Annotated in this window: 14 protein-coding genes; all 14 read right to left on the minus strand. The window is 67.1% G+C overall.

Annotated elements, in window-relative coordinates:
• Genes ACIPPQ_RS09580 through ACIPPQ_RS09645 form a run of 14 tightly spaced genes read right to left on the minus strand, consistent with a single transcriptional unit; the run spans position 1 to position 15,527 of the window.
• The gene (locus ACIPPQ_RS09580) at positions 1-939 is read right to left on the minus strand and encodes a cell division protein FtsQ/DivIB (RefSeq protein WP_327457461.1); all 939 of its coding nucleotides are present in this window, start codon (positions 937-939) and stop codon (positions 1-3) included.
• A complete protein-coding gene (locus ACIPPQ_RS09585; protein WP_446543878.1) occupies positions 936-1,862 on the minus strand; it encodes a D-alanine--D-alanine ligase in 927 nt (308 codons plus the stop codon). Before ACIPPQ_RS09585 ends, ACIPPQ_RS09580 begins: the two co-directional genes overlap by 4 nt.
• Complete coding sequence (gene murB / locus ACIPPQ_RS09590) at positions 1,859-2,758, minus strand: UDP-N-acetylmuramate dehydrogenase (protein WP_446543879.1); 900 nt, start codon at positions 2,756-2,758, stop codon at positions 1,859-1,861. Before murB ends, ACIPPQ_RS09585 begins: the two co-directional genes overlap by 4 nt.
• A complete protein-coding gene (gene murC / locus ACIPPQ_RS09595; protein WP_446543880.1) occupies positions 2,755-4,185 on the minus strand; it encodes a UDP-N-acetylmuramate--L-alanine ligase in 1,431 nt (476 codons plus the stop codon). Before murC ends, murB begins: the two co-directional genes overlap by 4 nt.
• On the minus strand, positions 4,185-5,369 hold the full coding sequence (murG, locus tag ACIPPQ_RS09600; RefSeq protein WP_446543881.1) for an undecaprenyldiphospho-muramoylpentapeptide beta-N-acetylglucosaminyltransferase: 1,185 nt from the start codon (positions 5,367-5,369) through the stop codon (positions 4,185-4,187). The genes murC and murG overlap by 1 nt, the downstream gene beginning before the upstream one ends.
• Positions 5,366-6,601 (minus strand): FtsW/RodA/SpoVE family cell cycle protein, encoded by a 1,236-nt coding sequence (locus ACIPPQ_RS09605; protein WP_327457471.1) that lies wholly within the window; start codon positions 6,599-6,601, stop codon positions 5,366-5,368. The genes murG and ACIPPQ_RS09605 overlap by 4 nt, the downstream gene beginning before the upstream one ends.
• Positions 6,598-7,902 carry a UDP-N-acetylmuramoyl-L-alanine--D-glutamate ligase gene (gene murD / locus ACIPPQ_RS09610; protein ID WP_446543882.1) on the minus strand — a complete coding sequence of 435 codons (1,305 nt, stop codon included), beginning with the start codon at positions 7,900-7,902 and terminating at the stop codon, positions 6,598-6,600. The genes ACIPPQ_RS09605 and murD overlap by 4 nt, the downstream gene beginning before the upstream one ends.
• The gene (mraY, locus tag ACIPPQ_RS09615) at positions 7,899-8,969 is read right to left on the minus strand and encodes a phospho-N-acetylmuramoyl-pentapeptide-transferase (RefSeq protein ID WP_327457475.1); all 1,071 of its coding nucleotides are present in this window, start codon (positions 8,967-8,969) and stop codon (positions 7,899-7,901) included. Before mraY ends, murD begins: the two co-directional genes overlap by 4 nt.
• Positions 8,969-10,345 (minus strand): UDP-N-acetylmuramoyl-tripeptide--D-alanyl-D-alanine ligase, encoded by a 1,377-nt coding sequence (locus tag ACIPPQ_RS09620; RefSeq protein ID WP_446543883.1) that lies wholly within the window; start codon positions 10,343-10,345, stop codon positions 8,969-8,971. Before ACIPPQ_RS09620 ends, mraY begins: the two co-directional genes overlap by 1 nt.
• Positions 10,342-11,781 (minus strand): UDP-N-acetylmuramoyl-L-alanyl-D-glutamate--2,6-diaminopimelate ligase, encoded by a 1,440-nt coding sequence (locus tag ACIPPQ_RS09625; RefSeq protein ID WP_446543884.1) that lies wholly within the window; start codon positions 11,779-11,781, stop codon positions 10,342-10,344. Before ACIPPQ_RS09625 ends, ACIPPQ_RS09620 begins: the two co-directional genes overlap by 4 nt.
• The gene (locus tag ACIPPQ_RS09630) at positions 11,781-13,469 is read right to left on the minus strand and encodes a peptidoglycan D,D-transpeptidase FtsI family protein (protein ID WP_446543885.1); all 1,689 of its coding nucleotides are present in this window, start codon (positions 13,467-13,469) and stop codon (positions 11,781-11,783) included. Before ACIPPQ_RS09630 ends, ACIPPQ_RS09625 begins: the two co-directional genes overlap by 1 nt.
• Positions 13,466-14,050 carry a hypothetical protein gene (locus ACIPPQ_RS09635; protein WP_446543886.1) on the minus strand — a complete coding sequence of 195 codons (585 nt, stop codon included), beginning with the start codon at positions 14,048-14,050 and terminating at the stop codon, positions 13,466-13,468. The genes ACIPPQ_RS09630 and ACIPPQ_RS09635 overlap by 4 nt, the downstream gene beginning before the upstream one ends.
• Positions 14,044-15,030, minus strand: a complete 987-nt coding sequence (rsmH, locus tag ACIPPQ_RS09640) for a 16S rRNA (cytosine(1402)-N(4))-methyltransferase RsmH (protein ID WP_446543887.1) — start codon at positions 15,028-15,030, stop codon at positions 14,044-14,046. The genes ACIPPQ_RS09635 and rsmH overlap by 7 nt, the downstream gene beginning before the upstream one ends.
• Positions 15,027-15,527 carry a division/cell wall cluster transcriptional repressor MraZ gene (locus tag ACIPPQ_RS09645; RefSeq protein ID WP_446543888.1) on the minus strand — a complete coding sequence of 167 codons (501 nt, stop codon included), beginning with the start codon at positions 15,525-15,527 and terminating at the stop codon, positions 15,027-15,029. The genes rsmH and ACIPPQ_RS09645 overlap by 4 nt, the downstream gene beginning before the upstream one ends.
• Between the last annotated feature and the right edge of the window lie 126 nt (positions 15,528-15,653).

Raw genomic sequence — 15,653 nt, forward strand, 5'->3', positions numbered from 1 at the left:
TTAGCCCTTCTCCGCCGACGCTTCGGCGACCGCGTCGACCGCGGCGCGCGCGTCGTCGAGCTTCGCGGGCGCCACCTGCCCTTCGTGCGGCAGGCGCAGCACGAAGCGTGCGGGGTCGCGCATGTCGAAGCGCAATATACCGCGGCCGAGCAGGCGGTTCGCGCCGTCCATATGCGCGAATTTGGCGAGCGCGGCCTTCGCCTCGGCCTCGCCTTCGGGAAGCGACAGCGTTTCACCGCTGCGGAAGCGGAGGTCCCAGCGGCGGTTGCCGACCCAGGTCGCGCCCGCGAGCAGTTCCTTGAGACTGCTCGCTTCGGTCAGCAGGCGATCCAGGTCCTGCGAACGCTGGTTCGCCTTCGGCCCGATGACGAGCGGCAGGTCGGGCATCGTTGCGACGGTGACGGGTTCGAGCACGACGCCCTTTTCGTCGATCAGCGACAGACGATTGTTATGCTGCCAGATCGCCGCCGGGGTGCGCTCGACGATATCGACGACGAGCGTATCGGGCAGGCGGCGCGACACGCGCGCATCCTTGATCCAGCCGTAGCGCATCAGGTCACCGCGCACATCCTCGAGGTCGACCGCCGCCATCGAGCGATCCTTCTGCGCGAGCGCGATGTCGTAAACCTTCAGCCGGTCGATGCGGTCGGCGCCGACGACCTCGACCTTCTTGACCTGGAACCCCGCGCGGCCGACCGCCTGCGCATATTCCTCATGCACCTTGGCGGTCACGCCGGTCGCGTGCGCGGCAATCCCGGCGACCGCGAACAGGCTGAGACCGATCGTCCAGTTCGCAAGCCTTTGCAACCGCTGCGGGCTGATCGGCAACGCGTTGATGATCGCGTTGACGCGCGATGTCTTGATCGTCTTGCGCTTTTTGGGCGCGCGCGCTGGCCGCCGCGGCGGCGCCTTGGCGCGCTTGATCTTCGTGCTGCTCATGACAACGCTTCCCCCACGATGCGTTCGACGAGTTCGGCATAATCCATGCCGACGGCGCGCCCCTGTTCGGGCACGAGGCTAAGCTGTGTCATCCCCGGCTGGGTATTGACCTCGAGCAGGAAGATGCCCGTCAGGCCATGTTCGTCGTCCCAGCGGAAGTCCGAGCGCGACGCGCCCTTGCAGCCGAGCAGGCGGTGCGCCTGAAGCGCCAGATCCTTCATCCGCTGCGCCACCTCGTCGGGCACATCGGCGGGGCAGACATGTTCGGTCAGGCCATCGGTATATTTGGCATCATAGTCGTAGAAGCCCGACTTGACGCGCAGTTCGGTGACGGCGAGCGCCTGATCGCCGAGCACCGCGACGGTCAGCTCGCGCCCCTTGATGAAGGGTTCGGCGAGCAGGCGGTCGAACTCCTGCCAAGGGCCGACGGCTTCGCGTGCGATCGGGTTGCCGTAGTTGCTGTCGTCCTTGACGATCGCGACGCCGACCGACGAGCCTTCGTTTACGGGCTTCAGCACATAGGGGCGCGGCAAGGGGTCGATGGAAAAGAGGCTTTCGCTGTCGACCATGGTCCCCGTCGGCATGGGAATACCATGCGGCACGAGCGCCTGCTTCGTCAATTCCTTGTCGATCGCGATCACCGAGGTGACGAGGCCGCTGTGGGTGTATTTGAGGCCCATCAGGTCGAGCATGCCCTGCACGGTCCCGTCTTCGCCGGGAACGCCGTGGAGCGCGTTGAACACGACGTCGGGTTTCGCCTCGGCCAGCCGCAGCGCGACGTCGCGGTCCATGTCGATGCGCGTAACCTTGTGGCCGCGGCTTTCGAGGGCGTCGGCGACGCCATTGCCGCTCATCAACGACACTTCGCGTTCGGCGGACCAGCCGCCCATCAGGACGGCAACATGCCAAGGACCCCGGCTCACTTTTTCACTCCCACGCGCTGTATTTCCCATTGCAATTCGATGCCGCTCTTGTCCTTCACCCTGCGGCGGACTTCCTCGCCGAGGGCCTCGATATCGGCGCTCGTCGCCTCACCGGCGTTGATCAGGAAATTGGTGTGCTTCTCGCTGACCTGCGCGCCGCCGACGGTAAAACCGCGGCAGCCAGCCTCGTCGACGAGCTGCCAGGCCTTGTGCCCGTCGGGGTTCTTGAAGGTCGAGCCGCCGGTTTTCGAACGCAAGGGCTGCGAGGCTTCGCGGCTTGCCGAGATGCGGTCCATTTCGGCCTGGATGGCGGCGGCCTCGCCGGGCCGGCCGCGGAAGGCCGCGCCGATAACGACCGCGCCTTCGGGCAATTCGCTGTGGCGATAGGTATAGCCAAGGTCGGCGAGCGGCAGCGTCTTGCGCTCGCCCGAACGCAGCACGACGTCGCAGTCGATGAGGATATCCTTGACCTCGCCGCCATAGGCGCCGCCGTTCATGCGAACGAAGCCGCCGACAGTGCCGGGAATCGAGCGCAGGAATTCCATGCCCGCGATGCCCGCGTCGCGCGCGGTCGAGGAAACGAGGATGCCCGACGCGCCGCCGCCGCAGCGCAGCGTCGTCGCATCGATCGCTTCGACTTTCGCAAAGGCCTTGCCGAGCCGGACGACGACGCCCGGAAAACCGCCGTCGCGAACGATAAGGTTCGATCCGAGACCCAGCGCCATCACGGGAACCGAAGGATCGAGGTCGCGAAGGAAATCGGCGAGGTCGTCGGCGTCCTTCGGCTCGAACAGCCAGTCGGCGGGACCGCCCGACTTGAACCAGACGAGCGGCGCCAGCGGCGCCTTTGCCGTCAGCTTGCCGCGCACGGCCGGGAGGGTATCGGCAGCGCTCACGCCGCCTCGACCGCCGCCGCGAGGCCCGCGGCCATCTTGGTGATGTCGCCCGCGCCGAGGCAGATGATCATGTCGCCCGCGCCGAGGTCTCCCGCGGCGATGCTCGCCGCGATGGCCGAAGCGAGCCCGCCAGCATCGGCGACGACATTCGCCTGGCGATGCCCGCGGTCGCGCAGGCCTTCGACCAGCGCGTCCGACGACACGCCATCAATCGGCGCTTCGCCTGCGGCATAGACGGGCAGCGCGAGCACGATATCGGCGTCGTTAAACGCCTGTTGGAAGTCGTCCATATGGTCGCGCAGGCGCGTGAAGCGGTGCGGCTGGACAACGCCGACGACGCGGCCCGCGCCGACGCCTTCGCGCGCGGCTGACAGGACAGCGCGAATTTCGACCGGATGGTGCGCATAGTCGTCAATCACGGTGACAACGCCCTCACCTGCCGCAATCTCGCCGACTCTGGTGAAGCGGCGCTTGACCCCGGCAAAGCCGTGGAAGCCCGACACGATCTTGTCGTCGCTGACCCCCATGTGCAGCGCCACCGCAATCGCCGCGAGCGAGTTCTGGACATTGTGACGGCCCGACATCGGCAGGTGGATACCCTCGATCGTCCGGCTGTTGCCGTCGCGGTCGCGCACGACGACATCGAAGCGGTTGCCGTCGGGGCCGGGCGTCACATTGGTGCCGCGCACATCCGCTTGGGCCGAAAAGCCATAGGTCACGATGCGGCGGTCGCGGATGCGCGGGATGATCGCCTGTACCTCGGGATGGTCGAGGCAGAGCATGGCCGCGCCATAAAAGGGCACATTTTCGATGAACTCGACGAACGCGTCCTTGATCGCGTCGAAGCTGCCATAATGATCGAGATGTTCGGGATCGATATTGGTGACGACCGCGATCGTCCCGTCGAGGCGCAGGAAGCTGCCGTCGCTCTCATCAGCTTCGACCACCATCCAGTCCGACGCGCCGAGCCGCGCGTTCGAGCCATAATTGTTGATGATGCCGCCGTTGATCACGGTCGGATCGATCCCGCCCGCGTCGAGCAGCGCCGCGACGAGGCTGGTTGTCGTCGTCTTGCCATGCGTGCCTGCGATCGCGACGGTCGATTTCAGCCGCATCAGCTCGGCGAGCATCTCGGCGCGGCGGACGAGCGGGATGCGCTGCGCGAGCGCGGCCTCGACCTCGGGATTGCCGCGCTTGACCGCGGTCGAGGTGACGACGACGGCGACGCCATCGACATTCGACGCCTCATGCCCGATCGCGACCTTGATCCCGCGTTTGCGCAGCCCCTCGATGACATAGCCATCGGCAATGTCGCTGCCCTGCACCTGATAGCCGAGGTTGTGCATCACCTCGGCGATACCCGACATGCCGATGCCGCCGATGCCGATGAAGTGGATGGTGCCGATATCGGTCGCAACGCCGCGCATCAGTGATCTCCCGCACGGGTAGCGGCGACGCCGCCGGCGACCGCGGCCGAACGCGACGAGGCGCCGACGCGGATCACATCCATCATCGGCGGCGCAGCGAGCGATTCGACGAGGTCGGCGAGGTCGCGCGTCGCATCGGGAAGCCCGCAGCTTGCCGCGCGTTCGGCGGCGGCTTCGAGCGCGCCGGGTTCGAGCGCCATGCGCTGGATATGTTTCGCCACCTCGGCAGGCGTGAAATCGGGTTGCTGGAACGCGATCGCCCCGCCCGCTTCGACAAGGTCGACGACATTATAGGTCTGGTGGTTGTCCATCGAGCTTGGATAGGGAACGAAGATCGCGGGGCGCCCCGCGCAGGCCAGTTCGGCGACGGTCGACGCCCCAGCGCGCGCGATGACCATATGCGCCCAGCGGAGCCGTTCGGGAAAATCCTTGATGTAAGGGGCACATTCCGCCGCGACGCCAAGCTCGGCATATTTGGCGCGCACCGCCTCCAGATCATCCTCGCGGCACTGCTGCACGACCTGCAGCCGGTCGAGCAGCGCGCGCGGCAGCATCGCAATGGCCGCGGGCACGACTTCGCTCAGCACCGTCGCACCAAGGCTGCCCCCGACGACCAGCAGGCGGAAGATGCCGTCTTCGGGCAGCGGCGGAAAGCCGTCGTCGCGGATCGCAACGATCTCGTCGCGCACCGGATTGCCGGTGATATGCTTCTTCAGCTCATGCCCTTCGGGGTAGCGCTGGATATTGTGATAGGCGACCGCGACCGCATCGACGCGCGGCGCCATCATCCGGTTGACGCGGCCGAGCACGGCATTTTGTTCGTGGAGTACGCGCGGACGCTTCGTCGCGCCCGCGGCGAGCAGGCTGGGAAGCGAGGGATAGCCGCCGAAACCGACAACGACGGCGGGATCGAAATCGCGGATCAGGTCGATCGCCATGCGGCGTCCCTTGCGGATCGCGAGCGCGGCCTTGAGCCAGCCGACCGGTCCGCCCGATACGCGGCCCGCGGGAAGCACGTGCGTTTCGAGTTCGGCGGGAGCCCCCGGAATCTTCAGCCCGCGGTCGTCGCTGACCAGCGCAACGCGGTGTCCGCGCGCGATCAGTTCGCCCGCGAGGGCATAAGCGGGCAGCATATGTCCCCCCGTCCCGCCGGCGGCGAGAAGGAAGTGGCGTGTTGCGGTCATTTCTTGTTCCAGTTTCGGGTCATCGATACCCGAGCCGCATAGGGGTTCCGGCGGGTCAGCGACAAGAGCAAACCCATGCCGATCGACAAAGCGATGAACGACGAACCGCCATAGCTGATGAACGGCAGCGTCATCCCCTTCGACGGGAAGATTTGCGTGTTCACCGCCATGTTGATCACCGCCTGTCCGCCGAACTGCGCGACGAGCCCCGCGACGGCGAGGATCAGGAAGCTGTCTTCCTCGTCGAGCAGGCGGACGAGGACGCGGACGATGATCGCGAGATAGAGGATCGCGATCGCGATGCACGCGATCATCCCGAATTCCTCACCGATGACCGAGAAGATATAGTCGGTGTGCGCTTCGGGAAGCTGGAATTTGGCAAGGCCCGCGCCGGGGCCTGTGCCGATCAGTCCCCCGGCCGTCAGCGTCGCATGCGCCTTGTCGACCTGGAAGCTGTCGCCTTCGGCGAACAGCCAGATGTTGATGCGCTGCTGCGCGACCGGATAGAAGAAATAGGCGAGGATGATCCCGACGACACCCGCGCCTGCGAGCATCCCCATGATCCGCATCGACAGGCCGGCGACGAGCACGAGCACGAACCAGGTCGCAGCGAAGATGATCGTCTGCCCCAGATCGGGCTGCCCCATCAGCAGCAGCGCGATAACGCCGGTGAGCGCGGCGGCGAGCGGGACGACGGGCAGGCTCTGGTCGTGCAGCCGCAGCGACAGGATCCACGCGAGCGACACCGCGAAGAAGGGTTTGAGAAATTCCGACGGCTGGAGCCGGAACACGCCGCTACCGATCCAGCGCTGCGCACCGTTCACCGACGTACCGATCAGCGGCACGAGGAAGAGCAGGACGAGGAAGGTGATGGTGCCGTAAATCGCGAAGCGCCGCGCCTGCGGCTTGGGCAGCATCGACACCGCGAGCATCACCGGCACGCCGACCATCACCCACATCAGCTGGCGATAGAAATAATAGAGCGGGTCGAGCGACGCGGTCGAGGTCGATAGTTTCTGCGCGGCGACGGGCGATGCCGCGGCGACGGCAACGAGCCCGATCGCGACGAGGATCGACACGAGCAGCAGGAGGACGCGGTCGATTTCCCAGAACCACAGCCCGAGCGGCGTGCGGTCGGCGCGGCTGAGGCGCGGGCCGCGGCGCTTTGTCGTACGCGTCGTCGTGGCGATCACCGGCCGTTCGGTCGCGTCCATATTGTCCCCCCCGCTCATGCCCCGAGCGCCTGTACCGCGGCGCGAAACGCGTCGCCGCGCTGCTCATAGTCCTTGAACTGGTCGAACGAGGCGCACGCCGGCGACAGCAGCACGATATCGCCGGGTTTCGCCGCCGCCGCCGCCTGCTTCACCGCGGTCGCCATATCGCCCGAGCGCTCGACCGGGATCGCGTCGCCGATCTCGGCCGCGAAGGGCTCCATCGCCTCGCCGATCAGATAGGCGCGTTTGACGTGGCCGAACCACGGATGGCACGCCGCAAGTCCGTCGCCCTTGGCCTTGCCGCCGGCGATCCAGTGAAGACGCTGGTCCGGCGCCGGCGGGAAAGCCGCCAGCGCCGGTGCAGCGGAAGCCGCGTTGGTAGCCTTGCTGTCGTTGAACCAGCTGACCCCCCCGACTTCGCCGACCAATTCCATGCGATGCGGGAGCGACTTGTACGTCGCCAGCCCCCGCTCGATCTGTTCGTCATCCAGCCCCAGCACGCGGCACACCGCAATCGCGCACACGGCGTTCTGGGCGTTGTGCGGCCCTTGCAGCGCGGTCCAGCGGATCTGATCGACCGGATCGATATCCTTCGCCGACACGCGGTGCAGGCGATGATTGATCCGGCTCGCGATCATCTTCGACGGGTCGTCGTCGACCGCGACGATCGCGACCTGACCCTGATGCTGGAGCCCGAAGAGCCGCGCCTTCGATGCTGTATAGCCGGCAAAGCCGTCGTAGCGGTCGAGGTGATCGGGGCTGAGGTTGGTGAGCACCGCGATATCGCAGGCGAGGCTGTGCGACAGGTCGATCTGGTAGCTCGACAGTTCGAGGACATAGACCCCGCCTTCGGGGAGCGGCTCGCGGCTGAGGATCGGCAGGCCGATATTGCCGCCCATCAGCACCGGTACGCCCGCGCTCTCCAGCATATGCGCGATGAGCGCGGTGACGGTCGACTTGCCGTTGGTGCCGGTGATACCGACCACCTTGTGCGGCGGCAACTCGCCCTGCGCCTCGGCGAAAAGTTCGACGTCGCCGATCACGGGTACATGCGCCTCGCGCGCGTGCACGGCGATCGGGTGACGGTTGAGCGGCACGCCGGGCGACACGACGACGCCCGCAAAGCCGATGAGATCGATGTCGAGCGGGTTGCCGATGTCGGCGCCCAATGCCATCGCGTCGTCGCGCGCTTCCTCGCGGTCGTCCCACGCGGTGACGCCGGCGCCACTGGCGATCAGCGCCTCGACGGTCGCGAGACCCGAGCGCGCCAGTCCCAGCACCGCATAGCGGCGGCCGGCAAAGACGCGCGAGGTGATCACCGGAGTTTCAAGGTCGCGAGCCCTGCGAGCGCGAGGACGATCGAGACGATCCAGAAGCGGATGACGACGGTGGATTCGGGCCAGCCCAATTGTTCGAAATGATGGTGGATCGGCGCCATGCGGAACACGCGCTTGCCCGTGCGCTTGTACCAGAAGACCTGGATGATCACCGACAACGCCTCGACCACGAACAGCCCGCCGACGAGGACGAGGACGAGTTCGTGCTGCGCGGTGACGGCGATCGTCGCGAGCGCGCCGCCGAGCGCGAGGCTGCCCGTGTCGCCCATGAAGACTGCCGCCGGGGGTGCGTTGAACCACAGGAAGGCGAGGCAGGCGCCGATGATCGCGGCGGCAAAGACCGCAAGCTCGCCCGCGCCTGGAACGTGCGGGATGCCGAGATAGCCCGCAAATTTCACGTTACCCGAAAGATAGACGATGACGAGGAAGGTCAGGCTGGCGATGATCACCGGGAAGGTCGCGAGCCCGTCGAGCCCGTCGGTCAGGTTCACCGCATTGCCGAAACCGACGATCAGCACCATCGCGAAGACATAATAGAATGGCCCGAGCGGGATCACGATCCCGCTGAAGAAGGGCAGATAGAGGTCGGTGCCGGTGCGCGAGACGATCAGCAGCACCGCGACCGCGGCGATCACGAACTCGATCAGCAGGCGCACGCGCCCCGGAATCCCGCGGTGGCTGGCCTTGGTCACCTTGTCGAGGTCGTCGAGAAATCCGACCACGGCGAACCCGCCGGTCACGAACAGGCACGCCCAGACGAAGCGGTTCGACAGGTCCATCCACAACAGCGCGGAGATCATCAGCGAAATCAGGATCATCAGCCCGCCCATCGTCGGCGTGCCCTTTTTGGCGAGGTGGCTTTGCGGCCCGTCGTCGCGGATCGGCTGCCCCTTCCCCTGCCGCATCCGCAGCATCAGGATGAAACGCGGGCCGATCCACAGCCCGATGATCAGCGCGGTCGCAACCGCCGCCCCCGAGCGGAAGCTCAGGTAACGAATGAGGTTGAGAGCCCCCGGAAAGCCAAGCCATTCCGCCAGCCAGTAAAGCATCAATAATCCCCGTTGGTCAGCGCCGCCACGACATGCGACAGCCCGACGCTGTTCGACCCCTTCACCAGCACGGCGTCGCCGGCGCGGATCAGGTGTTTGAGCCGCGCGGTCGCGGCAGAGTGCGCGGGCACATGCTCGAAATCGATGCGGCCCTCAAGCGCTTTGGCAAGCGGCGCCATCTCTTCGCCGACAAGCAGGGCGAATTGCACTCCCGCCGCGACGAGCGGAGCCGCAAGGCCCGCGTGATATGCCTCTCCGCCCGCGCCCAGCTCCTTCATCGCGCCGAGAATCGCCACTTTGCGGTCGGCGGATTCGGTGCCGAACTGGTCGATCGTCGCCGCCATCGAGGCGGGATTGGCGTTGTAGCTTTCGTCGATGACGAGGATATGGCCGCCCGGCACTTCGACGCGGTGCCGCGCGCCGCGCCCGGTGAGTCCACCCATCTCGGCAAAGGCGAGCCCCGCCGCCGGAAGGTCGCCGCCGACCGCCTTCACCGCCGCGAGGACCGCGAGCGAATTGGCCACCCAGTGCGCGCCCGCCTGTGCGATGGTGAAACAGAGCAGCGAGTCCTGCACCTGTGCAGTGACGAGCGAGCCGCCCTTCCCGTCCGAAAGCCAGTCGACCGCGCGTACGTCGGCGCCTTCGTCCAGCCCGAAGCTGACGACATGCGCGGCGTGCTGCTCCGCCTTGGCGCGAAGGCGCGCATAATGCGGGCTGTCGAACGGCACGATCGCGGTGCCGCCGGGCTCGAGTCCCTCGAAAATCTCGCCCTTTGCGTCGGCGATCGCCTCTTCGCCGCTGAAAAACTCCATGTGCGCGGGGGCGATCGTCGTGACGATGGCGACGTGCGGACGCACCATGCGCGTCAGGTCGGCGAGTTCGCCCGCGTGGTTCATCCCCATTTCGAACACGCCGAAGTCGGCGGTCGAGGGCATGCGTGCGAGACTTAAAGGCACGCCGACATGATTGTTGTAGCTCTTGACCGAGCGATGCGCGCGGCCAGGACGGAAGCGGTCGAGCGCGGCGAACAGCGCCTCCTTGGTTCCCGTCTTGCCCGCCGAGCCGGTGACGCCGATGATCCGGCCATGGCTGCGCGCGCGCGACGCGATGCCCAGCGCATTCAGCGCCGCAGCGCTGTCGGTGACGCGGACGTGCGGATGATCGATCGCGGTTTCGCAGACGATGCCCGCGGCACCGGCGGTGATCGCCTTGTCGATAAAGGCGTGGCCGTCGGCGGCCTCGCCCTTCATCGCGATGAAGAGGTCGCCATTCGTCACCTCGCGCGAATCGAAAGCGACGCCGTGGACGGTAAAATCGGCGCTCGCACTTCCCCCCGTTGCCGAAGCGATCGCGCGCGCGGTCCAGAGCGGGTTCATGCCGCCTCCTCGCGCGCAACCATCACATCGTCGAACGGGATGACGCGCATGTCGTCGCCGCGCCCGACGATCTGGCCCTGTTCATGGCCCTTGCCCGCGATGCAGATGATATCGTCGGCGCGCGCCTCGGCGATCGCGGCCGCCATCGCGGCGCGGCGGTCGCCGATCACCTGCGCACCCGGCGCGGCGGCGGCGATAGCGGCGCGGATGACGGCAGGGTCTTCGCCGCGCGGATTGTCGTCGGTGATGATCAGCACCTCGGCCTTCGCAGCAGCCGCCTTGCCCATTTCGGGGCGCTTCGCCTGGTCGCGGTCGCCGCCCGCCCCGAAGACGAGGATCAGGCGGCCGGTCGCGTGCGGGCGCAGCGCATCGAGCGCCGCCTCGATCGCGTCGGGGGTATGGGCGTAATCGACATAGACCGGCGCACCGGCCTTGGTGATTGCGGCGCGCTCGAGCCGTCCGCGCACTGGCTGGAGCCGCGCGAGATTGCCGAGGGTCTGCGCAACGTCGCCCCCGGTCGCGATGACGAGCCCTGCCGACACGAGCGCGTTCGCGACCTGATAGGCGCCGATCAGCGGCAATTCGACCTTTTGGGTGAGTTCGCCCGCGGCGATCACCAGCGACTGGCCGAGCTGGGTGGGTTCGCGCGAGACGAGGCGGAGCGTTTCGCCGCCTGCACCGACGGTCAGCAGCCGGACGCCGCGCGCCTTCGCCACGTCGATCACGGCGGGCGAATATTCGTCGTCGGCCCAGACGACCGCCGAACCGCCGGGCTCGACGACTTCGGAGAAGAGGCGGAGCTTCGCGGCCAGATAGGCGTCCATCGTGCCGTGATAGTCGAGATGGTCGTGGCTGAGGTTGGTGAAGGCGACCGCCTTCACCGGCAGTCCTTCGGTGCGATATTGGTCGAGGCCGTGGCTCGATGCCTCGAATGCCGCGTGCGTCACGCCCTCGGCGGCGAGGCCCGACATGTTCGACAGGAAGGTTACGATGTCGGGCGTGGTGAGGCCCGTCGAGGCGCTTTCGAGCGACGTCGTGATGCCAAGCGTGCCGATCGATGCGGCGTTGAACCCCGCCATACGCCACAACTGGCGCGTCATCTCGACCGTCGAGGTCTTGCCGTTCGTGCCGGTGACGGCGACGCAGGTCGCGGGGAAGCGGTGGAAGAAGCGCGCCGCGATATGCGCAAAGGCGCGGCGCGGATTGGTATCGGCGACATGCACCGCGCCCTCAACCTTCGCTTCGGGGCGCGCGACGATCGCGACCGCGCCCGCTTCGATCGCGGCGGCGATGAAATCCTCGCCGTTGAATTTTTCGCCGACGAAGGCGCCGAAAATCGTTCCGGGCGCTACCTTGCGATGATCGATCGCGAGCCCCGTCACGACGGGATCGCTGCCCTCCAGTCCCTGATCGTCGAGCAGCGCGGCGAGACGCATCAGTTCGCTTCCTCGCCCTTGCGCACGAGCGGGATCAATTCGGAGACATCGACGTCGCGGCTTTCGTCGGGGAAGACGCCGAGCATCGGGCCCGCGCGGGTGACGACCTTGCGCACCACGGGCGCCGCGGTCCAGCCGGCGGTACGCTGGCCCGAGCTGTACGCATTGCCCTTGGGTTCGTCGATCATCACGAGAACGATGTAGCGCGGATTGTCCATCGGGAAAGCCGCGGCGAAGGTCGAGACGAGCGAATGACGGCGATAGCCGCCCGCGCCCGGCTTTTCGGCCGATCCGGTCTTGCCGCCGACGCGGAAGCCCGGCGCGTCGGCCTGTTTGCCGGTGCCGTCCGAAACGATGAGGCGAAGGAGCTGGCGCATCCGCGCGCTGGTCGCGGCCTTGAACACGCGGCGCCCCTGCGGCGGCGCCTTGTCGCCGAGCTTCATCAGCGTCGCGGGGCGATAGATGCCGCCGTTGACGAGCGCGGCATAGGCGCTGGCGAGGTGCATCGGGGTCACCGCAATACCGTGGCCATAGCTGGTCGTCATCGTCGTCAACCGCCCCCAATCGCGCGGCCAGAGCGGAAAGGCGCGTTCCTTGAGGTCGATCTGCGGACGCTTGTCGAAATCGAGGTTACGGAAGAGCCGCTCCATATTCTCGCGGCCGAGTTCGTCGGCGATGCGTGCGGTCGCGATGTTCGAGCTCTGGATCAGCGTTTCGGGGACATTGTACCAGCGCCCGGGATGGCTGTCGCGGATACGGAACCCCGCGATCGCGAGCGGCGCAGACGCATCGTAGCGGCGCGCCATGTTCGTCACCACGCCATCATCGATCGCGGCGGCGATCGACAGCGGCTTGAAGGTCGAACCCAGCTCGTAGAGATTATAGGTCACGGCGTTGCGGCGCGTCGCCGGGTCGCTGCCGGTCAGCTTGTTCGGGTTGAAGGTCGGCAGCGAGGTCATCGCCGCAACCTCGCCCGTGTGGACGTCGAGAATGACGCCCGCGCCGCCGATCGCCTCGAGATTGGCGACCGCCGCGCTCAATTCGCTTTCGAGCACGCCCTGCACGCGCGCGTCGATCGACAGCGCGAGCGGCTGGCCGCGCGTCGCCTTGTCGATCAGCCGCTGGTCGAGCGCGCCCTCGACGCCGGTGACGCCATGGCCTTCGGCGTTGGTGAAGCCGAGCACATGCGCCGCGAGGGTGAGCTGCGGATAGAGGCGCTCCTTTTCACGCGGGAAATCGAAACCGACGTCGCCGATCGCGTTCACCGCGGCGACCTGGTCGGGCAGCGCGCGGCGGCGGATATAGGTCGGGCGCGAGCCGCTGACCTTTGCGAGCAGTTCCTCGCGCGGCGTGTCGGGGAAAATCTTGGCCAGCTCGTCGGCGAGATATTGCCGGTTGTTGAGCAGCTTCGACGGCACGACGCGGATCGAATAGCCGTCGATGGTGCGCGCAAGCGGCACCCCGTTGCGGTCGATAATGTCGGCGCGTGCCGGAATGAAGGCGGTCGCCGCGCCGCGGTTCGCCGAGGTGTCGAACAGCGCGAAATAGACGAGACGCACCGAAACGAGGAAAAAGGCCGCGCCGAACAAAAGCATCAGGATCATCAAACGCTGCTGCGCGGTCAGCAGGATCTGCTGCCGCACACCAGCGGTACGAACCCGGGTCGGACGGACGACCAGCGTGTTCATCGGCCGGACTTTCCTCCCGCCGCCTCGGCCGCGGCCGCGCGCTTGAGATCGGCGAGCGTCGATTCGGCGAGCAGCTGGTCCTCGATCATCTTGAGCTGTTCGCGCCGGCGCGTCGGCGCCATCCGCGGCGGCGTATCGCTGCGAATATCGGCCTGCGCGATCACGATGGGTTTGGCCGCCGCGGGTTTCGGCGCAACGGCCGCCTTGACCGGCGCGGGGGTACCGACGGGCGAGACCATCGCCATCAGCACCGGCGCGACTTCGTTGGCGCCGCGGGCGCGCGGCAGGCGGTCGAGCGAGGCGAGCTGGCGTTCGTTCGACAGATATTGGCCGGCGTCGGGCGCCGAATAGCCGAAGGTGTCGGCGTTCCATTGTTCGAGCTGGCGCATCGAGGCGCGCACCGCGAGTTCGGATTCGAGATAGCGGATATTGTCGCGCGTCCGGTCGATCTGCCGTTCGATGCGCGTCAATTCGCTGCGCGTCGCCGCAACCTTGAGCGACACGGGGTAAAGCATCATCGCGAAGATGAGCACGAGCAGGACCAGGCCGATCCCCTGGAGCTTGCGGGCCGCCATCAGCATGACATTGCCTCCTTCATCGTCGAATGGGCCGGAGCAGCGGTCCGGATCGCGCTACGCAGTGTCGCCGATCGGGCGCGCGGGTTGCGCGCCTCTTCGGCCTTGCCCGGGCGGACCTTGCGCGCCGGGGTTTCGAAGGTTGCGGCCCGCGCCAGAGGAGTCGTCGGCGCGGGCCGGTGACGCGAACCCGCGGCATCGCCACCGCAGCGTTCGCGCAGGAAATTCTTCACGATCCGGTCCTCGGTGCTGTGAAAGCTGACAACCGCAAGCCGGCCGCCGGGGCGGAGCAGCCGCTCGGCGGCATTGAGCCCCGCGACGAGTTCGTCGAGCTCGCCGTTGATGTGGATGCGGATCGCCTGAAAGCTCTTCGTCGAGGGGTCTTTGGGCGCGCCGGGCGGATGGCGCAGCGCCTTGCGGATCACCGTCGCCAGTTCGCCGGTCCGGGTCAGCGGGCGCGCCGCGACGATCGCGCGCGCGACGCGGCGCGACTGGCGCTCGTCGCCATAATGGAAAAGCACGTCGGCGATCTCGGTCTCGTCGGCGCGGTTCAACCAGTCGGCGGCGCTTTCGCCCTCCTGCGCCATGCGCATGTCGAGCGGGCCGTCTTTCTGGAACGAGAAGCCGCGCTCGCCCTGATCGAGCTGCATCGAAGAGACGCCGATGTCGAAGGTGATGCCGTCGACGGCGTCGATCCCGCGCTCGGCAAGCAGCCGGTCGATTTCGCCGAAGCGGCCGTGGACCAGCGTGAGCTTGCCGCCAGCTTCTTCGACGAGCGCCTGTCCGCCCGCAATCGCATCGGGATCGCGGTCGCAGGCGATGACGTCGGCGCCCGCGGCGAGCATCGCGCGCGTGTAGCCGCCGGCACCGAAGGTCGCATCGACGTGGCGTTCTCCGGGAAGGATAGCGAGCGCGGCGATGACTTCTTCACGGAGGACCGGATCGTGACGGGGATCCCGAGGAAGTTCGGGGGGAAGATCGGTCACTTTCGCCCCTTCCCTTTCATGGCATCCCACGAGGCAGCCAGGCGCTGGAGGACCGGATCGGCCTCGGCGCATTCGGCCAAGGTCGGCAGCCACCAGATTTCGAGGCGGCGGCCCGACCCCACAAAAGCCGTCGCGCCGGCATCGCCGACGCGGTCGCGGTGGATGAAGCTGGGCAGGAAGCGACCACTGTCGTCGAGCGTATAGGGCTCGGTGTAGCTGAAGCGCTTCTTGAATTCGGCATCCTCGTCGAAGTCGAGGTTGCGCAGCCGCGCGGTTTCGCGGTCGCGTTCGATCTCGCCGTTCAGCCGGTCATACTGATCCTGGCCATAGGCGACGAGGCAGGGCAGCTTCTCGTGGAAACCGACCCAAAGCACGCGCTGGCCGTCCGCAGTGAGGGGCACATTGTTGCGGAACTGAGAGGGGACGGCGATCCGCCCCTTGCCATCGATCGCGGCGAAATTGGTGCCCGCATACTGGCCGGGCGTCACAATCGCCATCGCTCTGCCCCCCGTATTCGCGCCACCGGGCAAAACTTCCCCGTCCCCGGAATCGCGGGATTCCAGCTGGTTCGGCACGGGTGGAGATTGCCCCTCTCCGATTCCTGAGTATCAACTATAGATCGG

The organism is Sphingopyxis sp. LARHCG72, from assembly GCF_052871675.1.